The 20,033-nt window shown below is 62.9% G+C and carries 14 protein-coding genes; 7 read left to right on the top strand and 7 right to left on the bottom strand.

The features are described 5' to 3' along the window. Positions 1–17 precede the first annotated feature (17 nt). Positions 18–1,391, top strand: a complete 1,374-nt coding sequence (locus K1X71_12400) for a hypothetical protein (GenBank protein MBX7073940.1) — start codon at positions 18–20, stop codon at positions 1,389–1,391. Positions 1,392–1,393: 2 nt separating this feature from the next. Here the strand turns inward: K1X71_12400 and K1X71_12395 are convergent, their stop codons facing one another. Together K1X71_12395 and K1X71_12390 are read right to left on the bottom strand one after the other, a co-directional pair. Further along, entirely contained in the window at positions 1,394–2,728 is a 1,335-nt protein-coding gene (locus tag K1X71_12395; protein ID MBX7073939.1) for a hypothetical protein, read from the bottom strand. 41 nt (positions 2,729–2,769) lie between these two features. Continuing rightward, positions 2,770–3,885: an SDR family oxidoreductase gene (locus K1X71_12390; protein ID MBX7073938.1), complete on the bottom strand. Its 1,116-nt coding sequence runs from the start codon at positions 3,883–3,885 to the stop codon at positions 2,770–2,772. Between the two features lie 344 nt (positions 3,886–4,229). Between K1X71_12390 and K1X71_12385 the strand changes: the two genes are divergently transcribed. The 5 genes from K1X71_12385 to K1X71_12365 all read left to right on the top strand — a co-directional run bounded on the left by K1X71_12385 (position 4,230) and on the right by K1X71_12365 (position 10,881). Beyond that, on the top strand, positions 4,230–5,660 hold the full coding sequence (locus K1X71_12385; protein MBX7073937.1) for a hypothetical protein: 1,431 nt from the start codon (positions 4,230–4,232) through the stop codon (positions 5,658–5,660). 491 nt (positions 5,661–6,151) lie between these two features. Then, positions 6,152–6,778 (top strand): hypothetical protein, encoded by a 627-nt coding sequence (locus K1X71_12380; GenBank protein ID MBX7073936.1) that lies wholly within the window; start codon positions 6,152–6,154, stop codon positions 6,776–6,778. 504 nt (positions 6,779–7,282) lie between these two features. Further along, positions 7,283–9,493 (top strand): 1,4-alpha-glucan branching protein GlgB, encoded by a 2,211-nt coding sequence (gene glgB / locus K1X71_12375; protein MBX7073935.1) that lies wholly within the window; start codon positions 7,283–7,285, stop codon positions 9,491–9,493. A gap of 432 nt (positions 9,494–9,925) precedes the next feature. Continuing rightward, the gene (locus K1X71_12370; protein ID MBX7073934.1) at positions 9,926–10,597 is read left to right on the top strand and encodes a hypothetical protein; all 672 of its coding nucleotides are present in this window, start codon (positions 9,926–9,928) and stop codon (positions 10,595–10,597) included. Between the two features lie 89 nt (positions 10,598–10,686). After that, the gene (locus tag K1X71_12365) at positions 10,687–10,881 is read left to right on the top strand and encodes a hypothetical protein (GenBank protein MBX7073933.1); all 195 of its coding nucleotides are present in this window, start codon (positions 10,687–10,689) and stop codon (positions 10,879–10,881) included. A 140-nt stretch (positions 10,882–11,021) separates the two neighbouring features. On the opposite strand, the gene K1X71_12360 is transcribed toward K1X71_12365, so the two are convergent. Continuing rightward, on the bottom strand, positions 11,022–13,364 hold the full coding sequence (locus tag K1X71_12360; GenBank protein ID MBX7073932.1) for a hypothetical protein: 2,343 nt from the start codon (positions 13,362–13,364) through the stop codon (positions 11,022–11,024). Positions 13,365–13,824: 460 nt separating this feature from the next. Between K1X71_12360 and topA the strand changes: the two genes are divergently transcribed. Then, positions 13,825–16,536 (top strand): type I DNA topoisomerase, encoded by a 2,712-nt coding sequence (gene topA, locus K1X71_12355; protein ID MBX7073931.1) that lies wholly within the window; start codon positions 13,825–13,827, stop codon positions 16,534–16,536. A gap of 2 nt (positions 16,537–16,538) precedes the next feature. On the opposite strand, the gene K1X71_12350 is transcribed toward topA, so the two are convergent. The 4 genes from K1X71_12350 to K1X71_12335 form a co-directional block, all read right to left on the bottom strand. Further along, a complete protein-coding gene (locus K1X71_12350; protein ID MBX7073930.1) occupies positions 16,539–17,009 on the bottom strand; it encodes a hypothetical protein in 471 nt (156 codons plus the stop codon). Between the two features lie 3 nt (positions 17,010–17,012). Continuing rightward, positions 17,013–17,723 (bottom strand): SOS response-associated peptidase, encoded by a 711-nt coding sequence (locus K1X71_12345; protein ID MBX7073929.1) that lies wholly within the window; start codon positions 17,721–17,723, stop codon positions 17,013–17,015. A gap of 33 nt (positions 17,724–17,756) precedes the next feature. Beyond that, positions 17,757–18,668 (bottom strand): tRNA pseudouridine(55) synthase TruB, encoded by a 912-nt coding sequence (gene truB, locus K1X71_12340; GenBank protein ID MBX7073928.1) that lies wholly within the window; start codon positions 18,666–18,668, stop codon positions 17,757–17,759. Between the two features lie 31 nt (positions 18,669–18,699). Then, on the bottom strand, positions 18,700–20,033 hold a 1,334-nt coding region (locus tag K1X71_12335), incomplete at its 5' end, for an MmgE/PrpD family protein (GenBank protein ID MBX7073927.1).

Below are 20,033 nucleotides of genomic sequence, written 5' to 3'. Positions count from 1 at the left end.
CCCGGGAAGCGAATTTGATGGATTCCGTTGCGACGCTCCAGGCTGCCGCCGCGGCAGTTTTCCCATTACGGGTGTCGCCGTTTGAGGCGTTTTTTCTGGCCGACGAGAGCGCGTCGCACCCCATGATGTTTTTCATGCAGATGGAACTGCAGGGAGTGCTCGATCGCGAGTTGTTCGATCGCGCGCTGGAGTGGGCAAGCTGGAGGCATCCGCTGCTGCGCGCCAAACTGGTGAAGCGCGGGGCGTATGACGGGCAATGGACGCTCGACGCCGATTGGGCGATCGCATGCCATTGGCTGTCGGAGGAAGGGCCCGTTCTATCGCATGAAGCGCTACGATTTGATTTGACCCGCGAGTGCGGGCTGCGGGTGTGGGGGCGGTGCAACGGGGATCAGACGACGATCACGTTTCAATTCCATCACGCCTGCTGCGATGGGATTGGGGCAGGGATGTTCATCGACGATTTGTTGACCGCTTACGATAGTTTGTGTGGAGATGGGAGCCGAGCGACCAAGACGCGGCCGCTGGAATACGCGCAACTGGATCAGCGCCGATTTGTCCGTTCGACAGAGATGCGCACGACCATGGCCAACGCCGGCCGCAGCGTGCTGTTGTGGTGGAATCGGTATTTATGGCGGCAGGCGACTCCGCTGCCGGCAGCGCGGGGGGCCAGCGAGCGGCCCGCGTTTCGCGCGCCGGGATTTGTCGTTCATAGCTTTGGCGTTGACGACACGAACCGGTTGCGCGACGCGTCGCGCAACCGCGGCGTGACATTGAACACGCTGATGCTGCGAGACTTCTTTCGCTGCCTGGCGCGGTGGTCGACTGCCGAGACTGGAAAGCCGCCGCGGCGGCTGGCGATTCTGGTGCCGGTTGATCTTCGCGAGCGATCCGATGTGCGCTTGCCAGCGTGCAATCGGCTGGGCTATGCCTTTGCGGATTGGCGGCTGCGCCACGGCGAGACAGATGACGAACTGTTGGCCGCGCTGGAAGCGCAGTCGACGAAAGCCTTGCAACGTCAACAGGCGATGGTGCTGTTGCAGGGGCTTGCGGTCGCCCGGCGCATCGGAACGATGTCGTGGTTGACCAATCCGCGGACTTGCCTGGCGACGGCGGTATTCAGCAACTTGGGGGATCGGTCGCGGCGATTCGCGGCCAAACTGCCCCGGCATGAGGACCGCGTGATGGCCGGAAACGTGGTGGTCGAGCGGATTCTTGGGGCGCCGCCGCTCCGGCCGGGCACCTGCGCCGGGATGACCGTGGGGATCTACTCGCGGCAATTAACCATTTGCTTTCGAGCCGATCCGCTGCATTTCGATGCCGGCGACATGCGGCGCATGCTGGCGGAGTATGTCCAGCAGCTATCGCAAACCGCTCAGGACGGTTGTTGAGGCTAATGCGCACCGTCGCGCGAGGTTTGCTCCGCGCAGTCCTTGTGATCGGCGCATGCCAGCGACTTGGACAACTCGTCGACATACCGATTGAGCAGTTCGGCCGCGTCAGTAGCACTTAATTGCGCGGTGTCGTAGCGCAGCGTGAGCGTCAGCGACCCACGATAGGTATGCGCGCCGAAGCTGATGGGTGATTGCGGACGGATGGGGGGCATGAACTCGATCGAGTCGAATTCGATTCCCGGTTCGGCGCCACCGAGGTTTGCAGGACTGGCGAGCACGACCCCCAAGTTGCTCAAGATGCAGGTGACTTGCGATCTCGGGTTGCGCAAGACGCTTTGCATGGCGGTGGCGCTAACGGCCAGACATTTGAGCGAGCGCAGCATCGCAATGCCCATGCGATGCTGTTTGATCTGCCGGGTTTCGCTGGCGATCGACGCCAGCAGCTCCGCGGGCTCTCCGAATTGCCGCGCGGTACGATCGAGAAAGACCATGCTCACTCGATTGACGGCGCCTTGGCCGTCGTCTGGCAGGCGATGGCTGATCGGCATGGCGATTCGCAATGCGCGGGCGCCGTAGTCGCGGCGAATAAGCATCCAATGGTGCAGGCTCAGGTAGAGGTCTCGCAGCAATAAGTCGTTGAGCGTGACGCCTTGGCGCCGCACACGATCGAGCAGGCTTGCCGTCTCACTGGGGGAGAAGCAATGCGTTACGAAGGCCGACGACTGAAACTCGGAATTCGACTGTTCGGCTCCGCTGGTCAGGGGCGCAATGCGATGCTGAAAGAACTTTGCGATGCGGGCCAGGTCTTTGGGGGTCCTGGTGATTCGTTCCAGCGGTGTGAGCGGAATATGGGCGCGGCGGGCGAGTCGCGCAGTCGTCGGCGCGGGCGTCAGTTCATGCGCCGCGCCACGGTAGGCCGCGATAATCTCGGCCGTCGCCTCGATGGCTCCCAGACCATCGCAGGCCGCATGGTGAAACTCGAGCCAGACGTGGCCACCGGATTGGTTTTCGCCGACTCCTGCCCGAAAGCCATTTGTTGACAGGAGGTCCAAATGGTCTGCGACGAACGGGACTTGTGGCGCGGGGGGAACACCGAAGAGGCGAATAGCGGGTTGGAACGAGTCCCAGAGGAATCGGCCTCGATTGCGGACCACTTTTGCGGCCAGCAGCGGATGCCGCGCGACAACAACTGCCAAACTTTGAGTCAGACGTTGCCGATCCAACTGGCCAGCGTAGCTCAACCGAAACAGAAACGTCATCGGGCCGCGACGACAGTCGTCGAGGAACATGTACTGTTCCCAGGGCGTGAGCGGCAACTGGCGTTCTGTTGACATGCGAGGCGCCGAGATGGGTGTCGCACGGGGCGAAACGTGAGCTAACGGCGGCGCTTGCCGAAGTTGTGGCGCGCGGCGAACTCAAATAGTCGCAGCAGCATGGCAGCATCCACGCGCGGGCAGGCCGCGCCTTGCATGACCTGCGCGGTATTGGTTTGGTCGAAGACGGGATCGCCCTCCCAGTAGGGCTGATAGGCGGCAACGGCGCTGTAGAACAACTCTTCCGACGCGTTCATCGACGCGGGGGGAATCGGCGGGCGGCCGACAAACTCCACACCGTGATAGTTGCAGTGCCGCGCGAGCGCGGTTTCGATCTCTTGGGAAGTGGTCGGCTCGGCCGGCGTGATATGGAATGTTTGCCCGTGGGAGGCAGGGCTTTCCAGCACTCTCAGAATGACGTCCGCAACGTAGTCGACGGTCACCAGACTACGAAACTCCTGGCCCGTGAGATTCAGGCGAACCGGGTGATGCCAGCGTCCCTGGGCATCGCGATCGGCATTGCGCGCCATGGCGCAGGTGAATTGCAGATAGGAATAGACGCCCCGATAGGTGGATGTGTAGGCGGTGAGCGAGTCGCCGACGACGATGCCCGGCCGGTAAATGGTGCGCTGCCCAAGAAAGGGGGCATTACGGACCAAATTCTCGGCCGCGAACTTGCTGGATTCATAGTCGTTGCGCAAGACCTGCCCGCAGTTCAATTCTTGCTCGTAGATTCGCCCGGTTCGATTGCCGCAAACGTAGGCGGTCGAAACATAGTGCAGATCACGAATCCCCAGTTCGGCGCACATGCCCAGCAGGCATTGAGTGCCGGTGAGATTGCTGAGCCAGGGGTCTTGTGCGTGATCGCTGCCTTGAAACTGCACGCTGGCCGCGTTGTGCAAGATGCGGTTGCAATGCTGGGTGACCCAGCGGAGATCTTCATCGGATAGGCCCAGGCCGGGCCGATTGGTTTCGCCTGCCAACACGACCGGTCGAGGGAGCGGTTTTCCAAGCGTCTGCTCCCAGCGAAGGAGCAGTTCTTCAATGCGGTTGGCAGGCGAATCACCGTCTTTGGCACGGGTTAACACCGCCAAGGGCACATTTTTTTGCAGTAGCCCGGCGAGTAAGTATTCTCCGATCAGGCCGGTGGCCCCGGTCAACAGTAGATGGCTGGACATTGCGCCTCTAGTGGATGTGAACGATTCAAGGCGTGCCACGGTATCGCGCCAGCCATTACTCGATTCAAAAGATAGTGGCTGTGGCCGCAAATCTCAAATGCGACGACGCGGGCGCATGTGAATGAGCGATGGGGGGCACAGCCATCAGGGGGGGGGTGAGTTGCGGCTGAAAACGCCGCCTGGTCATACGGCAGTTGGTGTCTTGGACTGATCGCCCGGTTTGGCGTGGGGGCTTTGGGCGTTTTTCAGGGAGTGCCGGCGGGGTATGTAACAAACCGGCGGCGGGGACGCTGTATGGGATAGAGCACTCCAGTCCCCATTTTCCCCCAGACCGAGGCGCTGCCATGTTTCGCACGCTGTTTCGATCGTTTTCGCAGAAGCAATCTCGCAAGCGCGGCACGAGCCCGATGACGAGCAAGCGTCGGCGACTGGAATGCCAGCAACTCGAACGGCGCGACTTGATGGCGGTGGATGTTTTTTACCACGACGGCTTCGAGCGCGGGGTGGCGTACCCCGAGCGCGAAGGAATCTACATCGTCGGCACATCGGGAAACGACCGCGTGCAGGTGACAGAGCGCGGCGGCACGACGACGGTCTTCGCCGCACGGCCAACAGGAATGGGCTACTACTACCTGGAAACGTCCAAGGTTCCGAATATTCACTTTTACGGTGGGGCCGGTGACGACACTTTTCTGAACCAATCGTCGGCCCAGGCCTTTGTCTTCGGCGGCGAGGGAAACGACACGCTCGAAGGTGGCAAAGGAGTCTGCCATGTGTACGGCGAACGAGGGGAGGATCAGATCAAGGCGGGGCCACTGTGCATCGCCGAACTATATGGCGGCGACGGACGGGACACGATTTGGGGAAGTTCGCTAGGCGACACAATCGACGGCGGCGCCGACCTGGACGTGATTTATGCCGGCGACGGCGACGACCGAGTAGACGACGAAGCCGGTGGCTGCATCGTCTTTGGCGGCGCCGGCAATGACAATTTGGTTGGCGGACCAGGCAGCGACACATTGTACGGCGAGGATGGCGAGGACTATCTGGGGGGCGGCGACAACGACGACTCGCTGTTTGGCGGGCGAGACAACGATGTGCTGTTCGGCGAGGAAGGCCGAGACAGTCTGGAAGGGGGCGCCGGCTCGGACCAAGTCGTTGGCGGCGCTGGCGACGACACCCTTTTTGGTTTTGAATACTTCTTGCACTTTGGCGGCACCGCTGACAACGACGTCGATTTGATGATCGGCGAAGACGGCGCCGACAGCTTCTTTGTGCGCTACGTGATGCAGGATGGCGTGCTCCAATCCGACTTGCGATCCATTGACGATCTCACGGGTTACGAGGGAGATCAAACATTCAGCGCGAATTTGGACACTTTCACCTTGACCGCCTACGCGGCCTCGTGGGCTGAGTTGTACCAAGGCGCCGGCGCCGCTCCGTTGGCAGGAAATATGGACGCGGAGATGGATTGGGACATCGGTTCGTACGACGAGCAGGCGACTTGGAACGAGTTGGGACCGATGGCGCCGATCGATGAGGGAAGCGAACTGGCCACGCTCGATGATTACTTCAACAACCTGGTGGCCACCGATGCGCTGGTGGAGGGGGGAAACGACATCCTGGCCATCGACGCAGCGTTTGGCGACATGGACGATGCGGACGAGTTGCTCGATTCGTCACCCTTCTTGTATGAATCGGGCGTGAGCTATCTGAGCACCGCCGCACTGACAAACAACAGCATGTGGTCGAGCATTCGTTACTCGGCGTTTTAAGGCCACCGCACCAGTGTCCGAACCTACTGGGCTATCGCAGCATATCCTTTGGCGAGCCGATTGACTTCGGTTGCAATGCGGAAGAACCACTCCCGGAAGCCAGGGTCGCGGAAGAAACCGACCGTCTGATGCGTTCGATCGCGAAACTTTGTCGCGAGTAGGCCAACTCGCCCCCCTGCCCTGCTGCGGCGGCGGAAGATATTCAAACCAGCGAGACTGGAGAAAGCGGCGAACGATTGCCGATGAACTAAAGCAGTCGGACTGCGCGGACTGCGGTCAGCTTCTCCTTGGTATGGGGAACAATCGCCGGCCGAGGCAACTTCGACGCAACGGATTGTCGCCCAAAGAGGCGCGGCCGGCCCCGCGAAGACCCAAGTGGCGAGCCACACGGTCGCGGAACCGCCTGACGCCTCGGAGAGACAGGGAAGTCGGAGCTCCAGCGCCAGAAGGCGACTGGCTCGATGCAACATTTCTCCCGACAGTCCACCGCGATGGTATCTGCCCCGCACTTTCAACTGGTGACCGAAGCACACAGCGATCCGCATGGCGGTCGCTGGCGGTTCGCGCTGCGACAAGGAAGCGGCCGAGTTTTGCTCGAAGCCGCGGATATCGAGCCCGGCCTGGCTGGCCCCCGGCTTGAGCTCTTGGCCGCGGTGCGTGGGTTGGAAGCGATCGAGCAGCCAGCGCGGGTGACGTTGCTCACCTCCAGCGCGTACGTGCGCCGCGGAATGGACCACGGGATTGAGAACTGGCGCGCGAGCGACTGGGAGTGGGAATGGTTCGGGCAGATGGTTCCGATCCGCAACCGAGACCTCTGGCAACGGATTGACCGAGCGCTGACCTACCACCAAGTGCAATGCCGACGATGGCGCATCGACGCGCCGCATCGCTCGGCGAGCAGCACGGCATTCGCGGCCGAACCGCGACCAGCGCGATCGCTAATCCTGCCTCATGAGGCCGAAGCGGCGCGGGTCGCGGGGCCACCTGCCCGACCGGGACGGCGACTGGCGCGAGCTGCGCTGGGCAGTCGCCGTTGGCTGGCCGAGCGCGCGGAGAGCGTGTGGACCCGCGCGCGGCAGATGGGGACGGGGCTTGTGCCGGCGCCATGGATGGAGTGAGGAGGAAGTGGTTAGTGGTTAGTGGTTAGTGAGGAAGAAGACGCCCCTCACCCGGCCTACGGCCACCCTCTCCCCGCAAGCGGGGCGAGGGACGAGATGGACCGGCTTGTAGTGAGGGGTGAGTGGCAAGTGGGGGAGAGGAAAACCCCTCACCCGGCCTACGGCCACCCACTGCCCGCAAACGGGGCGAGGGACGAGATGGACTGGCTTGTAGTGAGGGGTGAGTGGCAAGTGGGGGAGAGGAAAACCCCTCACCCGGCCTTCGGCCACCCTCTCCCCGCAAGCGGGGCGAGGGACGAGATGGACCGGCTTGCGCCGTGAAGCATGGCACGCAGACAGAGTACACAGTTAGAGAAGAAAAAGGGTCGGAGGAACCGACCAATTGGCGGTGAATTGATTCGCCCATGGCGCGCGAATCGCCCGACAAGCAGATGCGAGGGTGGACGCCAACCATCGCTCGACTGACAATCTCCCGAGAGGGAACAGCAAAGGAGTAGGCAACCGGTGAGGACGACGGTGGAGCTGGATGGAGTGCGTCGGCTGTTGGAAGGGACGCACGAGGATCCGTTTTCGGTGCTGGGCCCCCACGAGGTGGATGACGCTGGCCGCAAAGCGCTCGCGGTGCGGGCGTTTTTTCCGGACCAAGCGCAGGCTTGGCTGATCGACAAGGCGCAGTCGGACGCGCCACGGCCGATGCGGCGGATTCATCCGGGCGGATTGTTTGAGGCGATCTGCCCAGCGGCGGAAGAGCCGGCGCATCGTCGTTATTTATTGCAAGTGGCCGACCTTGAGGGCCGATCAACCGTGCTACACGACCCGTACGCCTTTCCGCCGCTGCTCGGCGAGCTCGACCTCTACCTCTTAGGCGAGGGGCGGCATTGGAAGAGCTACGAAAAGCTGGGCGCGCATCGGCGCGTGATCGACGGCGTGGAAGGGGTGAATTTCGCCACCTGGGCGCCGAACGCGCGATCGGTGAGCGTGGTGGGGGACTTCAACGGCTGGAACCCGCTCAAGCACCCGATGCGGAAGCACATTCCGGCGGGGTTTTGGGAGCTGTTCATCCCCGGCATGAAGGGGGGCGACCTTTATAAGCTGCACGTGCGCAGCCAAGCGGGAACGGTCGAGAAGAGCGACCCGTATGGCTTTGCGGCGGAGGTGCCGCCGCGCACGGCGTCGATCGTGACCGATTTGAGTCGGCACACCTGGAACGACTCGTTGTGGATGGCCAAACGGCAGCGCGCCAACGGATTGGACGCGCCGATTTCGATCTACGAAGTCCACCTGGGCAGTTGGCGGCGCCCGGGAGACGATCCGCAGCGTTGGCTCAGCTACCGCGAGCTGGCGCACATGCTGGTGGACTATTGCCGCGAGATGGGCTACACGCACCTGGAGCTGTTGCCGGTCAGCGAGCATCCGTTCTCGGGGAGCTGGGGTTATCAGACGGTGGGCTATTACGCGGCGACGAGCCGTTATGGCACGCCGGAAGACTTCATGTACTTTGTCGATCATTGCCACCAGAACGACATTGGCGTGATCTTGGACTGGGTGCCAGCGCACTTTCCGCGCGACGATCACGGTTTGCGCCGCTTCGACGGCACGGCGCTTTACGAGCACGACGATCCGCGGCTCGGCGAGCACAAGGATTGGGGCACGCTGATCTTCAACTACGGCCGGCACGAGGTGCGCAACTTTCTGTTGTCGAACGCGCTGTTCTGGCTGGACAAGTACCACATCGACGGGTTGCGCGTCGACGCGGTGGCGTCGATGTTGTACCTGGACTACAGCCGCGAGCCGGGCGAATGGATTCCGAACGAGTTCGGCGGCCGCGAAAACCTGCACGCGGTGTCGCTCATCAAGGAATTCAACGAGCAGACGCATGGGCAATACCCAGGCGTGTTGACCATCGCCGAGGAGTCGACGGCGTGGCCGATGGTGTCGCGGCCGACGTACCTGGGGGGATTGGGATTCAGCCTGAAGTGGAACATGGGCTGGATGAACGACACGCTGAAGTACTTTCAGCACGAGCCGATCCATCGCAAGTTCCATCACAACGATCTGACGTTCAGCCTGATTTACGCCTTCAACGAAAACTTCGTGTTGCCTCTGTCGCACGACGAAGTGGTGCATGGCAAAGGGGCGCTGTTGGCCAAGATGCCGGGCGACCTGTGGCAAAAGTTCGCCAACCTGCGGCTGCTCTATGGCTACATGTGGACGCACCCTGGCAAGAAGCTGCTGTTCATGGGGGGAGACTTTGGCCAGTGGAATGAGTGGAACTACGACGAAAGCCTGCAATGGCATTTGACGCAGTACGACACGCACCAAGGCATGCAGCGCATGCTGGGCGATCTGAATCGGCTGTATCGCAGCGAACCGGCGCTGCATCAGGTGGACTTTGATCCCGCGGGCTTTGAGTGGATCGATTGCAACGACTACGAAGACAGCACGCTGTCGTACGTGCGGCGCGCCAAGGATCCGCGCGACTTTTTGGCGGTGGCCTGCAACTTCACGCCGGTGCCGCGCGAGGGCTTTCGGATGGGGGTGCCGCAAGGGGGCTTCTACCGCGAGATCTTCAGCAGCGATTCGGCGTATTACGGCGGGTCGAACGTGGGGAACTACCCCGGCGCGCTGGCGGAGGAGATCAAGTGGCACGGACGGCCGTACTCGCTGAAGGTGACGCTGCCACCGCTGTCGACGGTGATTTTCAAGCCACAGTGAATTGGTGGCCAGTGGCTGAGATTGCATCGGCGGGCCGCGCCCAATCGGCCTTCCCACGATCAGTGGGCGTGGCGCGCCGCTGCGAAATAATCGCACCAAAGCTGGTTGTCGCGTATACCTGCGCGGTGTAAGATCACCGCCGATATGAATTCGAGGAGATTGCGGCGCGAGCCGGCAAGTCTCTTCACCTGATGGTCGTTATTAGCTGAGGTACGCTAATCGATTGAGCCCTGGCCAGGCTGCTCGCTAGTTGTTTTTTGCGAGCGTGCGCGGGCAATGCTTCGCCCAATTGGCGACTTGCCCACTCTTTGGCCACTTCCGCAGTTGTTTGCCATGCCGTAAGGCGCCGCGCCCGTGTTGCGCCGCCTTGCGGACCGACCCGGCGCACGGTGCGCCGCGTGTCGCAGCCGAATTGCATGAGGACAATCACTGATGTTGCGCATGTTGACCGCAGGGGTGTTGATGCTGGCAGTCTCGTCGCCGATCGTGGCCCAGGGGGGATTGGTGGTGGGGACTGAGCCGGAAGGGGATGGCGGCTTTGGGGTGGGCTTTAGCTTTTCGTCAGATGTCAATTTGGTGATCGCGCAGGAGTTTTGGGTGCATGAACCGGCGCGGGCCGACAACATCACGGTCTATCTCAACGGCGACGGGACCGACAATCCACAGGGGGAGTTCACCTTGCAATTGATGGATCAAATCGGTCCAGCGGCGACGGCCGCCAATGTGCTGTGGTCGCAGACGGGGATATTTCCTTCGGGGCCACTGCCCACCGGACACGCGCCCGTCACGTTCAGCGGCGTGGGCGTCGATCTGGACATGGGAAGCTATTACCTGGTGATCAGTTCGGAGGCGGGGCCAGGGACGGGCTGGGGCACCGGCGCCAATCTGCTAGCTGGCGGCATCGGCGAAATTGGCGACAGCTTTGTGGGGATTGTGACTGGCGGCGGCGTGGGAGATTACACCGCGCTGGAACCAACCAACCCGAGCGCCAGCCGCACGAACTTTCGGATCGACGCCGTGCCCGAGCCGGCGAGCTTGCTATTAGCTTTGGTCGGCCTGACAGCGGCCATGGCGATGCGGCGACTAGGACGGCGGCGCGGGTAAAGCACCGGGGGCGTTCAAGATTTTTTCCGCGCGGGCGAAGTGCTTTGAGATTGGGGCAGTCACAACGCATTTTGGATGGTCGCGCGCCGATGTTCACCTTTTTATTATGGTGCCTGTTGCTGGTGGTCTGCTGGCCGCTGGCGATCTTGGTGGTGCTGGTCTACCCGCTGGTGTGGCTGCTCTTGTTGCCGTTTCGGCTGATCGGGCTGACGTTCGACGCGCTGTTCGAGACGCTGCACGCGGTGCTGACGCTGCCGGCGCGTGTGGCCAGGGGGATCGGGTAAGAGTTGAACCGCCGAGACGCGGAGACGCAGAGGAGTCTCCACTTGCGAGCCTGGCGGCTTCGCGTGAGTTTGCATTACGGGGGCGCGGCGCCCAGGAATTAAGTTCTGGTCGCAGCGAATGGCTAATCAGTCGCGTGCGGTTAGCGCGTGCGGTTGGGGGCGCGGGCGGGGCGTTCCCATTGCACGCCGGCGTCGGACTCGATGTCGTTCATGAACGCGATCATGAACTCGTCGCGATCCGACTGGCTGGCCGCCATGTACTGCTGCGGATTGGCGCCAAGGAACTGCGCCAGCAAGTCGCTTTCGGCCGGTTGCTGGTCGATGACGCGAATCACATACACGGTGTCGCGCGATTCGTTGAACGCGTAACCGACCTGCCCCGGCTCCAAACCGAAGGCGGCGCGCATGAAGTCGGGGCCGGCGCCGGCGACGCCATTGACGCTGCTCAGGGTGGCCTGCGATTGGCCGAAGGGCTGAGCAAGCGGGTTTTCGCTCATCCAGCTAAAGAGCCCGGTTTCCGAGACCTGATAACGTGTGTCGGAACCAAAGAGGTCTTTGAGCGACTTGCCCGCCTTCTGGGCCTCGGCGGCCATCTGGGCGGCGCGATCCTCGGCGAGTTTGCGGGCCTCGATGGTTTTGTACGCGGCGAGGACGGCCTCGCGAGCTTTCTCGAAGGTTGGCACGTGCTCGGGGCTCTGTTCGATCTTCCAGAAGAGGTAATGGTTGCCGCCGATATCCTGGCTGCGGCGCGGCGAGAAAAGGCCTAGATTGTCGAAGGCGACCTCGACAAACGGGCGACCGTCGACCTCGGATTGGCCCAGATCGGTGCTTTGCGCTTCGGCGGGTGTTATCAGGTTGGTGGCCAGCGCCTCGACGCCATGCTTCTTGGCCAGTTCGGCAAAGTTGACCGGGGCGGGAAGCGCGGTCTTGGTGACGCCGGCCTTCAATTCGCCGGATTTGATCTCTTCCTGCTCGACATCGTAGGCGAGCCGCGCCGAGGAATAATCCTCCAGCGGAATGGAGAGATCATCGAAGATCGCGTTAATTTGTTCGTTCACTTTTTGTCCGAGCAACTGCTTCTTGATGCGATCGGCAACGCGCCAGAGGGGATTGTGCTCGGGCGTGGCGCCGCCGGCGATGTCGCCGGGCAGATCGAGTTCGGTGGTGGGAAGCACGGGGGAGAGGGCCGGTTTGCTGTCGGCGGGTTTTTCCGCGGCAGGTGGCGCATCGGCCGGTGGAGGCGCCGCATCGCCGGTAGTCAAAGCAGGGCCCGCACCTTCGGTTGCAGGCGCTTCAGCCGCAGGCGTTTCGGCGGGCGCCGCGGGCTCCGCGGCGGCCGGTGGATCGGCGGGAGGCGTATCGTCGCCACCGCCACCTTCGTTCGGCTCGGCGGCCGGCGGGCTGTCAGTTGGAGCGCTTTCGGCGGGAGGCGTTTCGGCAGGTGCTGTCGTCTCAGCGGGAGGATTTTCCGCTGGCGCGGCCTCTGCCGGTTTCTCGTCTGCCGGTTTCTCGTTTGTCGCGGGCGCCGCGTCGGCAGGCGGAGCCTCGGGCAACTTCGCTTCTTCCGGCGTCTCTTCGGTGTAGGGGAATTCGCTCAGATTCTCGTTGTAGTACTTTTCCACTTCGGCGTCGGTGACTTGCACCTGTGCGGCAAACTGGTCGTAATCGGCCTTGAAGCCTTCGAAGCGTCCCTTGGGAGGCTGGCGAAAGCCGGGCTCGGGTGACGCCGGATTGGAATAGCGGTTCTTGTACTTTTCGTAGAGGGCACGCAAGGCGGCTTCGTCGGGGGGGGCGACCTTGCCCGTGAAGGAGGCGACGGGCACGGCGACCACCTCGGCGTTCACCTTGCGATTGAGCCGCTGAAAATAGTCCCACTGGGCAGCGGGGGTGGCGCCTTGCAGGCCGCCAAAGACCATTTGCTGCACTTTGCCGGACAACATCGCGGCGCGCAGTTCGTCGAAGATGTACTTTTGCGGCACGCCCATGCGGTCGATGATCTGGCGGAGGACGTCGGGGGTGACATTGCCGAGCGTGGCGGCGTTGAGGTAATTGAAGACCGCCTCGTTGCTGATCTGCATGCCGAGATCGCGCGCCTTGTTGGCGAGGAGCATGTTGCGGACGATCACCTGCTCGGCGGTGTAATCGGGCCCGTAGAGGCCGTCGCGCTCGAAGTTGCGCAGAATGAACATGCTGATCTGCTGCGGATTCATGCGGCCCGATTGCGCCAGGGCCTCGGCGGTGGTCATGGCGACCATTTCGAGAAACTGGTTGACGCGGGCGCGCCCTTCGCGCATCGACTGCAGTTCGCGTTCGCGCACATCGCCCGAGTTGGTGCGGACAACGACGGGGTTTTGGTCGCCCGGCTGATTGCCCATCATCCGCACGAGCGGTTCCCAGATGATGAAGCCGACGATGCAGACCACGCCGAGGATGGCCAAAATGTATTTTTGGTGATGACGGAACCAGTTCATGGGAGAGGACATGCGCGGCCTTGCTTCCGTAACAAAAAGCCCCCAGCGCCGTCAGCAGTCACTTGACAGCGTGGGGCTTGGAAAGGTAATGGGTTAACGAGCCCACTTGGGCGCTGATTCTAGGACGGCTACGCGTAATTTCAATCCCAAACGACGACAAGGCCACATCTTGCAGCTTTTGGAGAACACCTGCGCGGGTCTATGACTGGCCCGGAACCGGCAGGCGGTCACCAGGGCGCCAACGGATTGGCCGTGACAATCGGCAGCGCTCCACCGCGCCGGCAGATTCGATTCCTACGCACCCCGGACGAGGACGGATCATCGATGCGACCGAATCGGCGTTAAGAATAGCGCAGCGAATGGACAGATAAATAGCACGCAAGCTACGCAGCTTACGAAAATGGCTCGGCTCGCCGGCCGGCGGCCCCAATAACGCCGCAAACAACGGAATTGCCACCGAAAAGACAGACGCATGGCGAAAAAGACAACTTCCTCCAATGGTCGAGCGCTGGTGATTGTGGAATCGCCGGCCAAGGCGCGCACGATCAGCGGCTTTTTAGGGCGCAATTACCTGGTGGAGGCCAGTATTGGCCACGTGCGCGATTTGCCGGAGAACGCCAAGCAGATTCCGACGCAATATAAAAAGGAGGCGTGGTCGCGGCTGGGGGTGAACGTCGACGAGAATTTTGAGCCGCTGTACATCGTTCCGCCGGGCAAAACTGAGCAGGTGAAGAAGCTCAAGGGGCTGGTGAAAGAGGCCAGCGAGTTGTACCTGGCGACGGACGAAGATCGCGAAGGGGAAGCGATCAGTTGGCACCTGCGCGAGATTTTGAAGCCGAAGATTCCGGTGCGCCGACTGGTGTTTCACGAAATCACCAAGGAGGCGATTCAAGAGGCGATCGAGAATCCTCGCGACATCGACGACGCATTGGTGCGCGCGCAGGAAACGCGGCGCATCGTCGATCGGTTGTACGGCTATGAAGTGTCTCCTTTACTATGGCGCAAGGTGGGACCGGGGTTGTCGGCTGGCCGCGTGCAAAGCGTGGCGGTGCGGCTGATCGTGGGACGCGAGCGCGAGCGGATGCGCTTTGTCGCGGCGACCTACTGGGACCTGCTGGGCACGTTCGCCAAGCGTGGCGGCGAGGGATTTGAGACAAAGCTGGTCGACTATCAAGGGCGGCGGGTGCCGACCGCCAAGGATTTTGACGCCGCCACCGGCAAGTGCGTGGACGAGGCTTGCCTGCTGCTGGACGAAGCGCAGGCCGCGGCGCTGGCCGGGCAGTTGCGCGCGGCGGAGTTTCAGGTGGAGTCGCTGGAGGAAAAGCCGTACACCTCCAAGCCGTACGCGCCGTTCACCACCAGTTCTTTGCAGCAGGAGGCGAATCGCAAGCTGCGATTCACGGCGCGGCGCACAATGCAGATCGCACAGAGCTTGTACGAGACGGGGCACATCACCTATATGCGAACCGACTCGACCAATCTGGCCTCCGTCGCGGTCGAGGCCGCGCGCGATCTGGTGCGGTCGCAGTATGGCAGTGACTATTTGCCAAACCAGCCGCGCGTGTATCAAACCAAGGTGCGCAATGCTCAAGAGGCGCACGAGGCAATTCGGCCGGCCGGACACCCGTTCGCGTTTCCAGAGGATTTGCGATCGCAGCTTAGCGACGACGAATTCAAGCTTTATGATCTGATTTGGAAGCGCACGGTGGCGAGCCAAATGGCCGACGCCCGCGGCCGGCGCGTGACGCTGGCGATTGTCGGCGGCGGGGCGACGTTTCAGGTCGGCGGCTCGGTGATCGACTTCCCCGGCTATTTGCGGGCGTATGTCGAGGGCTCGGATGATCCGCAAGCGGAATTGGCGGAGCGCGACGCGGTGCTGCCCGACGTGCAGGCAGGAGAGCGGCTGGATTGCCGGCAGATGGACCCCAAGTCGCACACGACCCAGCCACCGGCGCGATTCACGGAAGCGACGCTGACGCGTTCGCTGGAAGAATTGGGCATTGGTCGGCCGAGCACCTACGCCACGATCATCGACACGATTCAGGCGCGCGACTATGTGTTCAAGCGCGGCAACGCGCTGGTGCCGACCTGGGTGGGCTTCGCCGTGTGCAACCTGCTGGAAGGGCACTTGCCGCGGTTGGTGGACTATCAGTTCACCGCGCAGATGGAAGATGATCTCGACGCGATCAGCCGCGGCGAGGCGGAGAGCATTTCGTATTTGACCAAGTTCTACTTTGGCAAGGAGCAGCCAGGGCTCAAGCAGGAGTTGGCGAACAAGGTCGACGAAATCGACGTGCGGCACGTAAGCCGCATTCCGATCGGCACGCCGAGCGAAGGAGAGCATCGCGAGCCAATCTTTGTGCGGGTGGGCCGCTACGGCCCGTTTTTGGAACAGGGGGACCGCCGCGCAAGCATTCCGGACGATCTGCCGCCCGACGAGATGAAGCTGGATAAAGCGCTCGACTTGCTCGACCGCGCGACGCAGGCCGAGGAGCCGCTGGGGCACTGCCCGACGACGGGGCGCCCGGTGTATCTGAAAGTGGGCCGCTTTGGGCCCTACGTGCAGATGGGAGCGGCGGAAGATCTGGAGAAGCCGCAAAACGCGTCGCTGCTGAAGGGGATGAAGCCCGAGGACGTGAACCTGGAGCTGGCGCTAAAACTCCTGTCGTTGCCGCGCGAGTTGGGGGTGAACGCCGAAAGCGAGAAGGTGGTGGCGCACAACGGTCGCTTTGGGCCGTACATCAAGTGCGGCGTGGAGACGCGCTCGCTGCCGGCTGACCTGTCGCCTTTGGACGTGACGTTGGAGCAGGCGCTGCATTTGTTGTCGCAACCGAAGGCGGCGCGACGTGGGTTCGGGGCGCCGCGCGAGCCGTTGCGAGTGCTAGGGGAATCGCCCGTGACGAAGGGCCCGGTGCAAATCTTCACCGGCCGCTATGGACCGTACGCCGCGGATGGCCAGTCGAACGCTTCGCTGCCGAAGGATGTGTCGGTGGAGGAAGTGACACTGGAACAGGCGCTGATGCTGCTGGCCGCGCGGGCGGCGGCGGGACCGCCGAAGAAGGGGCGGCGCAAAGCAGCTAAAGCGAAGTCGGCGGCGCCGAAGAAGGCGCCCGCGAAGAAAGCGGCCAAGAAGCCGAGCAAGAAGAAAAAGTCGAGCGAGGCCGCAAGTCAGTCGGACGAGTGATTTTATCGGCGACTCTCGGCAATGAGCCGCCGCCAGCGCCATTGGCGGTAGCGAAAAAAGAGCCGGGCGAAGCGGCAGACGGGGAGCGTCAGCCAGCCGGCGTCGATATCGACCTCGTCGGTGTAGCGACAATGGTGGGCGCCGGCGGCCTCGAAGCGGAGCGTGTGGTTCCAGGCCTTCATCAGCCCGCCGTGCTCGCGGGTGCTGATCTCTCGCGCGACCGGATCAACGCGTTCGACCGCTAGTTCATGCTGATATGCGACCGGCAGATGCAGCAGGCGAATCGATAGGGTCAGATGGTCGCCGGGGCGCCACTCTTTTGGCGCGAGCGATACGGCGTTGCCAGCGGCGGCCAGCGGGACGACGCGCATCGCGCCACGGGTCACAAAGAGGAAGGTGTCGTAGCGCAGGGCGAGACGAAACGCCTCGTCGGCGGAGAGCGACAGGGTCGACGAGATGCTGACGCGGCGCACAGGTCAATCCAGGAGACTCTTTTGCTGGAGCGGCGGCTCGGGCAATTCTTCCTGAGCCAGCGGAGCAACGCAATCGGGGGCGTCGTGCCGGGCGCTGTTGACCGCCGTGCCGACCGGAGTGAGGCGAAACGCCTCGTCGGGATAGGGCGCGAGCAAGTACTGCACGCGGTCGGGAGCGCGGCGGTGGTCGAGCCACTCGTCGAAGTGGATCGGGTCGAGGATCACCGGCATACGCTCGTGCAGCGGCGCCAAGCGCTGATTGGCGCTGGTGGTGAGAATGGTGAAGGTGTCGAAGGGACCGGTGGGGGATTGCCAGCGCTCACAGAGGCCGGCATAGGCAAACGGCTCGGCGGCGCCGATCTCGATGAGATACGGTTGCTTGCGGCGACCGACTCGTTGCCACTCGTAAAAGCCGTCGGCAGGAATCAGGCAGCGGCGCTGGCGCATGGCCGCGCGAAAGGCGGGCTTGGAAGCCGCGGTCTCGCTGCGGCAATTGATGAGCGTGCTGGCGATGCCGGGATCTCGGGCCCAGGAGGGAATGAGCCCCCACGAGGCGAGGACTGCTTCGCGCTGGCCATCTTCGGCGACGCGCGCGAGGGGAGCCATTTGCGTGGGGGCGATGTTGTAGCGTGGCGAAAGATCGAACGGCAGCGGCAGGTTCAGCAGTTCGGAAACGCGGCGCAGCGGCGTACGCAGCGTATATCGCCCACACATGGTTTCGCTCGCGGTCAAAGTGGAAAGAGTGGATTATATCGCGTGAGGCGGAGGCTGCGGAGTCAACTCGAGCGCAGAGGGAAACACGCGCGCGGGTCCGAGCGAGCCATCTTCGCGGCGGCGCAGGATGGCCAACAGTTCGCCGCCGGGCGCGAGCGCGGCCCACTGGCTGTCGGCCGAAGCGACCGGTCGGCGGATCGTCTGGCCGCGCACGATACGCCCGACTTCGTCGGCGGCAAGTTTGATGGTGGATAGCATCGCGACCGCTTGCCGAGCCGGCGCGAGCACGGCAGGCAGGTTGTCGGCGGTCAACGAATCGAGTTCGCTGGCGGCATCGACATGAAAATCGCCGATCGCAGTGCGCACCAGCGCGGACATGACAGCCGCCGTGCCAAGCGATTCGGCCAGATCGCGGCCGAGCGAGCGAACATAGGTCCCTGAACCGCATTCGATTTCGAGCACCAGTTCTGGACACTCGTAGCGCTCGATGCGCAATTCGTGAATCGCGACCTCGCGTGGCGGCAGATCGACGCTTTTCCCCTGGCGAGCGAGCGCGTAGGCGCGCTGGCCAGCGACATGCACGGCGGAGTAGGCGGGGGGACGCTGCATGATTGGGCCAACGAAGCGCGGCAGAGCGGCTGCGATCTGCTCGCGCGAGGGGCGAGGCGCATCGTCGAGCGGGGAGACTTGGGTTTCCACGTCGTCGCTGGGACTGGATCGGCCCAAAAGGAAGGTGGCGCGATACCGCTTGGGCATGCGCTGCACGTATTCGATGAGCCGAGTGGCCTGACCGACGCAGACGATCAAGACGCCGGTGGCGAGCGGGTCGAGCGTGCCGGCGTGTCCGGCCTTGTCTGGCCGGATCAGTCGCTCAACGCGGTTCACCACGTCGCGCGAGGTGAGCCCCGGCGGTTTGTTGATGTTGAGCAGGCCAAACCGGGGCATACGCGGAGTATTACCTAATTGGCGGGTTGATTCAGCAGCCGCGGATTGGGAAGTCGTAGAGGCTGTCGATTTCGGCGGGCGATTTGTCGATCAAGCCGGTGAAGCGGCGGTAGAGGGCATCGACGTCGTCGACCCCCAGGCCGGCGAGCAGGCGGAATTTGTGTTCCAAGAGCGCGTCGAGTTGGCCACTGTTGTTGCGGGCGTGCCCTGTGGGATACATGACCAGACCGCTGGTGACCTGACCGATTTCGGCGTGATCGATGTCGAGCGTGGTGGGGATGCCATCGGGGTAACGGTCGTCGTACTCCTTGCCGCCGTGGCGGAAGTCGATCTTTTGCATGATCTCGCGCGTCAGCGGATCGAAGAGCGCGGCATCGTCGTAATCGGCGGGGACGAGCATCAGTTCGCGCCAGCCGCTAGTGCGCTTTTGATATGCCTTGCGCAGCAAAGTGGCGATGATGTAGACCATCGAGTGATCGGCGCTTTGGCGGGTGCGCGGGTCGCGCTTGGCGGGATCGCCAATGATGCCAAAAGCGGGCTCGTAGATGGTGATGCGGACGGCGCGCAGTTGATCTTTGTTGTCCAGGATTTTGGGGTGTTTGGCCAAGAGGTCCATCACGCCTTGAATGGCGCCGGCGGATTGATGCTCGTAGAGGCCAAGCTTGAAGTGCATGCCCATCACGGCGAAATCGTCGCCGGCGAGGCCGAGCGTGAGGTCGAAAGGACTGGTGTTTTTTTCCGCCGGTTTTTCAAAGAGGCAGAAGATGGCCTCGGGGTTGCGGAAGATATCGGCCGGACCGACAAAGCCGCGCATGGCGCGGCGCATGGCGAGGATGGCGACCTCAGTGCTGACGGCGGCCGAGGCGCCTTTAGAGTCGGAGAGTTGTTTGCCGGCACGGATCGCGCGGAACGGTATGTAGTGCGCCACGACCTGGCCGATGGCGGACTCGATCTGATCGACGGTGGCGCCGAGCGCGGCGCCATAAACGGCGGCGGAGGCGATGGCGCCGTGGACCACATGGTCGATTTTGTAGTTCTTGAGGGCGAAGACTTCGGCCAGGCGGCCGCGAATCTCATCGATGGCGATCATCGCCTTGAGGGTTTGCCGGCCGTTGAGCCGGGCAAGCTGCGCCGCCGCGACGGCGACGGGATAAAAATCGTTGTGGCCAAATTCGCCGCGGGTGTAGCCGCGCTTCGGGTTGTAGCCAAAGTTGGTGCCGTTGGAATCCCATTCGCGGGCGGCCGAGCTTCCGGCAAGGACCGCTTTTTCTGGCATGACGCGCGCCCGAGAACCGAGCAGCGTGGCGCCGGGCGCGCCGGCGGCGACCGGATATTCCAGCGCTTCGGCGCGCAACACAGTGGGGG

This window comes from Pirellulales bacterium, from assembly GCA_019694455.1.
Classification (GTDB): Bacteria; Planctomycetota; Planctomycetia; order Pirellulales; family JAEUIK01; genus JAIBBY01.
This window is presented reverse-complemented; position numbering and strand designations above follow the sequence as displayed.

Excerpts from the sequence above, each read along its gene's own strand:
- topA (MBX7073931.1), top strand. The coding sequence starts at position 13,825 with ATGGCGAAAAAGACAACTTCCTCCAATGGTCGAGCGCTGGTGATTGTG.
- K1X71_12380 (MBX7073936.1), top strand. The coding sequence starts at position 6,152 with ATGGTATCTGCCCCGCACTTTCAACTGGTGACCGAAGCACACAGCGAT.
- truB (MBX7073928.1), bottom strand. The coding sequence starts at position 18,668 with ATGCCCCGGTTTGGCCTGCTCAACATCAACAAACCGCCGGGGCTCACC.
- K1X71_12360 (MBX7073932.1), bottom strand. The coding sequence starts at position 13,364 with ATGTCCTCTCCCATGAACTGGTTCCGTCATCACCAAAAATACATTTTG.
- K1X71_12400 (MBX7073940.1), top strand. The coding sequence starts at position 18 with ATGGATTCCGTTGCGACGCTCCAGGCTGCCGCCGCGGCAGTTTTCCCA.
- K1X71_12385 (MBX7073937.1), top strand. The coding sequence starts at position 4,230 with ATGTTTCGCACGCTGTTTCGATCGTTTTCGCAGAAGCAATCTCGCAAG.
- K1X71_12395 (MBX7073939.1), bottom strand. The coding sequence starts at position 2,728 with ATGTCAACAGAACGCCAGTTGCCGCTCACGCCCTGGGAACAGTACATG.
- K1X71_12390 (MBX7073938.1), bottom strand. The coding sequence starts at position 3,885 with ATGTCCAGCCATCTACTGTTGACCGGGGCCACCGGCCTGATCGGAGAA.
- K1X71_12370 (MBX7073934.1), top strand. The coding sequence starts at position 9,926 with ATGTTGCGCATGTTGACCGCAGGGGTGTTGATGCTGGCAGTCTCGTCG.
- K1X71_12345 (MBX7073929.1), bottom strand. The coding sequence starts at position 17,723 with ATGTGTGGGCGATATACGCTGCGTACGCCGCTGCGCCGCGTTTCCGAA.
- K1X71_12365 (MBX7073933.1), top strand. The coding sequence starts at position 10,687 with ATGTTCACCTTTTTATTATGGTGCCTGTTGCTGGTGGTCTGCTGGCCG.